This window comes from Streptomyces sp. NPDC058964, assembly GCF_042741275.1.
Taxonomy (GTDB): Bacteria; Actinomycetota; Actinomycetes; order Streptomycetales; family Streptomycetaceae; genus Streptomyces.
In genome coordinates, this window is sequence record NZ_JBHYKH010000112.1 from 1 (window position 1) to 5,340 (window position 5,340).

Here is a 5,340-nt window from a genome sequence, read left to right on the forward strand (position 1 = left end):
GCGCGGGTCGGCTGCGACGGGAGCCTGTCCCGCCGCAGCCGACCCATTGAAGTTCAACTCGATGGCGCCGAAAAGAGAACGCCATGCGCTGCGAACCCGAGTTCACATCTGCTCGTTGAAGCGCCTGAGGCGGGTAAGTTGGTCATCAATCCACCCCTCCTCAAGGGCGATCGGGATGCGGACGGTCACCATGGACAGTGACTCGTCGTCCACGACGACCTCCGGGCGGTCCCGCTCCGCGTCGAGCTGAATGCTGATGGTGGGGCCGCGGTCCGTGCAACACCGACGACTCCCCCGACCGGTCGACTGCTGCTGCGGAACCGCCCGTCACCAATCGCCGCCCTGGCGGCGATTGGTCGACGACGCGGCCGCCTCCCCTCCCTCCTCCGTCCCTCCCCGCAGATCGCCGTTCAGGGTTTGCGGCGCGTGCACTGAAGTCGTAAGGCCGGCCAGGTGGTTGCGGGCTTCGGAGCCGCAGGAAGAGCTGTGCCCAGCGACGTCCGGACCGTAATATCGGTGATCTCGTGGGGGGAGGTGGTCATGGGCAGGCGCCCGGGTACTCCGACGCTGGAGGAGGTGGCCGCCCGCGCCGGAGTGGGCCGCGGCACGGTCTCCCGTGTCGTCAACAACGCGGCGGGTGTCAAGGAGTCGACGCGGCGGGCCGTGCAGCGGGCCATCGCGGAACTGGGGTACGTGCCCAATCTGGCGGCCCGGTCCCTCGCCGGGCGGCGGGCCGACGCCGTCGCGCTCGTCATGATGGAGCCGGACTGGCGGCTGTTCGCCGAGCCGTTCTTCTCCGAGATCGTCCGCGCGATCGGTGACGCGCTGGCCGACACCGGGCCGCAACTGCTGCTGACCCTGGTCCGCTCGGACGCCGAGCGGCAGCGCTTCCTCGAGTACGCCCGCGGCGGCCGGGTCGACGGCGCACTGCTGATGTCCGTGCACGCCGGCGATCCACTGCCCGACATGCTCGCCGAGGCCCGCCTGCCGACCGTGCTGCTGGGGCGCCGCTCGGGCGACGAGCACGTCAGCTACGTCGACGCGGACAACGTCGGCGGTGCCCGTAACGCGGTCACCCACCTGCTGGCCGCAGAACGGCGAGCGATCGCCACCATCACAGGACCGCTCGACATGTACGTCGCCCAGTGCCGGCTGCGCGGCTACCGCGAGGCCCTGGCGCTGGCCGGCCTGGACGCCCAGCCGTCGTGGGTCGCCGAGGGCGACTTCACCGAGGAGAGTGGTCGCCGGGCCATGGCCCAGCTCCTCGAACGGCATCCGGAGATCGACGGCCTCCTCGCCGCTTCGGACACCACGGCCGTAGGCGCCCTGGAGGCGCTGCGCGCGGCGGGACGCCGGGTACCGGAGGACGTCGCCGTCATCGGCTTCGACGACTTCCCGCTGGCCGAGCGCACCGAGCCGCGGCTGACCACGGTGCGTCAACCCCTGGAGGACATCGGCCGGACCATGGTCCAGCTGCTTCTCCAGGAGATCGAGGAGTCCTCCGTGGCCTGGCGCCATGTGATCCTGCGGACGGAGCTGGTGGTGCGCGAGTCGGCCTGAGCGTCGCCTGCGACCACAGGAAGCGTCCACGCCGAATGCCCGGCACGCGCGACAGCGTCGTATCACCGTGACGAGTTCGGGAGCGCTCCCAACGCGGCAGCGTTCCGGTAACCCCTGGCGAGTTTCCCTGACCTGGACCTTCGAAGGAAATTCGACGGCCTCGTGTCCATCGTCTTGTCAAGGCCATGACCCTCTCCTACAGTCCCAGCGAAACGGAGGTGATGGGAGCGCTCCCAATCTGGCGTCCGGAGTGTTCCCGCGATCACTCCCCACCCCTCCGGAAGGACCCCCCATGCTTGTCTCATCGCGCCCCGTACTCCACAGAGCGCACGGTCTGTTAGGCGCACTGCTCGCCTCGCTCGCCGCCCTGGCGGCGCTGCTGAGCACCACCTCGGCCGCCCACGCCGACACCTCGATCTGTGAACAGTTCGGATCGGCCACGATCCAGGGCCGCTACGTCGTCCAGAACAACCGCTGGGGCACCAGCCAGACCCAGTGCATCACCACCACCGCCTCGGGTTTCAGGATCACCCAGGCCGACGGCTCGGTCCCCACGAACGGCGCCCCGAAGTCCTACCCGTCCGTCTACAACGGCTGCCACTACACCAACTGCTCACCGGGCACGGCTCTTCCGGCGCAGCTCAGCGGCATATCCAGCGCACCGACCGGCATCTCCTACAGCTATGTGAGCGGCGCGGTGTACGACGCCGCGTACGACATCTGGCTCGACCCCACGCCCCGCACCGACGGTGTCAACCGGACCGAGATCATGGTCTGGTTCAACGAGGTGGGCTCCATCCAGCCCGTCGGCTCGCAGGTCGGCACGGCCAGTGTGGCCGGGCGCCAGTGGCAGGTGTGGTCCGGCAACAACGGCTCCAACGACGTCCTGTCCTTCGTCGCCCCGTCGGCGATCAACAGCTGGAACTTCGACGTCATGGACTTCGTCCGCCAGGCCGTCTCACGGGGGCTGGCACAGAACAACTGGTACCTGACCAGCGTCCAGGCCGGCTTCGAACCCTGGCACAACGGCACCGGCCTCGCGGTGACCTCGTTCTCCTCCACGATCAACACCGGCGGCGGAAGTCCCGGCGGCCCCGGCGGCTCCACGGCCTGCGAGGTGTCGTACGGGACGAACGTCTGGCAGGGCGGCTTCACCGCCGACGTCACCGTCACCAACACCGGTTCCTCCCCGGTCGACGGCTGGAAGCCGGCGTTCACGCTGCCGGCCGGGCAGCGGATCACCAGCGCCTGGAACGCCGCTGTCGCGCCGACCTCCGCAGCGCTCACGGCGACCGATGCCGACTGCAGCACATGGCTGCGATGCCCCTCATGCCATGTATACCGATCGGTTTACATCCAGTGTTAGAGTGAGGGTACCGATCGGTTTACATCTGGTGTGTGGTGTGGAGTCCGATCGGCTCCCAGGACGGAACCGGACACGGACGACGGAGTCCTGGCACAACCCGGATGGACGGCAAAGGAGCAGAACATGTCGCACACGCACGTCACCGCACCCACGCAGTACGTGGAGGCGGGAGGAGTCCGACACGCATACCGCCGGTTCGGCAAGCCGGGCGGCACCCCACTGGTGTTCCTGGTGCACTTCCGCGGCGGGATGGACAACTGGGACCCGGCGGTCACCGACGGGCTGGCCGCGGACCGGGAAGTGATCCTGTTCGACTACGCCGGGGTGGCCGGCTCCAGCGGCGAGGTGCCGGAGACCTTCGAGGCCTTCGGTGACGACAGCGCGGCGGTCATCCGGGCGCTGGGCATTTCACAGGCCGACGTTCTCGGTTTCTCCATCGGCGGTTACGTCGCGCAAGAGGTAGCACTGCGCCACCCAGAGCTCGTGCGCCGGCTCGTGCTGGTCGGCACGGCACCGCGTGGCGGCGAAGCGGAAGGTCGGGATCCGAAGGCGTTGGAGGTGGCCGGGAATCCGGTGCCGACCATGGAGGACTTCCTGTTCCTGTTCTTCGAGCCGTCCGAAGCCAGCCGACAGGCAGGCAAGGACTTCTGGGCGCGGCGCCACCAGCGCACCGTCGACGTCGACCCGCCGAGCGGACCGGAGGTGACCAAGGCCCAGGTCGCGGCCATCATGGCATGGCGCGAGCCGGTTGGTGAGCGATTCAGCCAGCTGGCGTCCATCCACCAGTCCACCCTGATCGTCAATGGCAGCCACGACATCATGGTGCCGACGATCAACTCCTACATTCTGCAGCAGCACATTCCGGGCGCGCAGCTGATCATCTACCCCGACTCCGGGCACGGCGCGCTGTTCCAGTACCCCGAGCTGTTCGTGAGCCACGTGTCCCGATTCCTGGACAGCGAACGCGCCTTCGGCTGACCGGCGCGGCGGCGAGCCGCGGCCGAACCTCAAGACGCCGGCTGCCCGGCGACCGCCCGCTGACCCGACCCGGTCGCGCCGATGGAGCAGGTTGCGGCCTCGTCCGGCCACGAGGCGTTCGCCTCGAAGTGGCCCGCCAGACCTGGCGAATTGGAGGCGGACGTGGCTGGTTCGTGCGTGCTCCGCCTCGGCCTGATCGGCGAGCCCGCCTGTTCGGGGCCGGTGCCCCCCGAACCGATGCGCTGGAGGTCCTGGTCACCGCCTGCCAACGGTCCACCGCGTCGCCACATCTATGAGCGTCGCGGCCGCACTGCGCGCATCCCGCAGGGGGCTGTCGTCCCCGAGGGAGGTGGCCAGCGCCCCGGCCCCCTCGAAGAGCACGGCCAGTTGCCGCCCCAGACCCTCTGGATCGTCTGCTCCGGCTTCCCGGGCGGTGCCGATCAGGTGCTGCGCGAAGTCCTGCTTGTGCCGAGTCACCACCTCCTGGACACCAGGGAGGCTCCCTGCGGCCTCCACGGCCGCGTTGTGGAAGGGGCACCCGCGCACCGCCCCGTCGCCGGCAGCCTCCGCGAACACACCCAGCAACCGTTCGCGGGGGGTGAGGTCAGTGCGTGACAAGGCCTGCTCACAGCGTGGCGCACCGTCGCCCTCGAAGCGTCGCAAGTACTCCTCCACCAGTGCACTCTTGCTGGAAAAGTGCTGGTAGAAGGTCCGCTTGGAGACATGGGCGACTTCGGTGAGACGGTTCATCCCCGTGGCGTTGATGCCCTCTTCGTAGAAGAGCTTGGCCGCCGCCCACAGGATGCGCTCCCGAGCGCCTCGGCCGCCGCACGGCTGTGCCTGAAGTCGGTCCGAGCTCTCCATAGCTGAAGTATACCGGTTGTTCCACATCGGGATCCGCGGCCGGTCAGGGACCGTAGTGCACGAAGTCGGCAAAGACGTCGAGCGTTTTGGCGGGAGCCTCGCAGCGGCTGGGTGTGCCCCCGCTGCCGGAACGGTGTGCCGGTCGGGCAACCGGGCGCCCACGCCTCACAGGCGGCCCCGAGCCGAACCCCGAGAGTGGTGGCGACCGTCCCCGGTCACTTCGCGGCACGCGCCGCGGCGGCGACGGGAGGGGCGCTGGGCGCGCCTACGACGCCACGGGGACAGCGATCGACTTCCAGGTCTTCTCGTCCCGGGCCACGCGCATCGACCCGCATCTGCATCGCACCGCGTGGGACAGCAAGGAGGCCGCGGTCGTCCCGCGGACAGGTCGCCCAGCCCGGCTCCGGGAGTCTCACCGGCGGCGCCGGTACCGTCCGCGCCCTCCACGCCCGCGCGATACGCCTGCTGATCGCCAAGTGACCGGCCCGGGCGGGGGGGGGGGGCGCGCGACGGGGTGGGCCCCCCCCCCCCCCCCGGCGCGCCGGGGCGCGCGGGGCGGTCTCCACCCGGAG

The 5,340-nt window shown here is 69.7% G+C and carries 4 protein-coding genes and 1 pseudogene; 3 read left to right on the forward strand and 2 right to left on the reverse strand.

Features of this window, described 5'->3' with window-relative positions; genetic code table 11:
• Window positions 1-102: 102 nt before the first annotated feature.
• Window positions 103-264, reverse strand: a pseudogene (locus ACFW2E_RS16450) (DUF5959 family protein); the annotation flags it as partial.
• A gap of 276 nt (window positions 265-540) precedes the next feature.
• Here ACFW2E_RS16450 and ACFW2E_RS16455 point away from each other — a divergent pair.
• From ACFW2E_RS16455 to ACFW2E_RS16465, 3 genes are all read left to right on the forward strand, one after another.
• Complete coding sequence (locus ACFW2E_RS16455; protein WP_384466916.1) at window positions 541-1,560, forward strand: LacI family DNA-binding transcriptional regulator; 1,020 nt, start codon at window positions 541-543, stop codon at window positions 1,558-1,560.
• Window positions 1,561-1,852: 292 nt separating this feature from the next.
• Window positions 1,853-2,926, forward strand: a complete 1,074-nt coding sequence (locus ACFW2E_RS16460; protein ID WP_384466918.1) for a cellulose binding domain-containing protein — start codon at window positions 1,853-1,855, stop codon at window positions 2,924-2,926.
• Window positions 2,927-3,049: 123 nt separating this feature from the next.
• Window positions 3,050-3,904, forward strand: coding sequence for an alpha/beta fold hydrolase (locus ACFW2E_RS16465; protein WP_384466919.1), 855 nt, complete (start codon window positions 3,050-3,052; stop codon window positions 3,902-3,904).
• Between the two features lie 255 nt (window positions 3,905-4,159).
• Here the strand turns inward: ACFW2E_RS16465 and ACFW2E_RS16470 are convergent, their stop codons facing one another.
• Window positions 4,160-4,768: a TetR/AcrR family transcriptional regulator gene (locus ACFW2E_RS16470; RefSeq protein ID WP_384466921.1), complete on the reverse strand. Its 609-nt coding sequence runs from the start codon at window positions 4,766-4,768 to the stop codon at window positions 4,160-4,162.
• Between the last annotated feature and the right edge of the window lie 572 nt (window positions 4,769-5,340).

Excerpts from the sequence above, each read along its gene's own strand:
- ACFW2E_RS16470 (WP_384466921.1), bottom strand. The coding sequence starts at position 4,768 with ATGGAGAGCTCGGACCGACTTCAGGCACAGCCGTGCGGCGGCCGAGGC.
- ACFW2E_RS16465 (WP_384466919.1), top strand. The coding sequence starts at position 3,050 with ATGTCGCACACGCACGTCACCGCACCCACGCAGTACGTGGAGGCGGGA.
- ACFW2E_RS16455 (WP_384466916.1), top strand. The coding sequence starts at position 541 with ATGGGCAGGCGCCCGGGTACTCCGACGCTGGAGGAGGTGGCCGCCCGC.
- ACFW2E_RS16460 (WP_384466918.1), top strand. The coding sequence starts at position 1,853 with ATGCTTGTCTCATCGCGCCCCGTACTCCACAGAGCGCACGGTCTGTTA.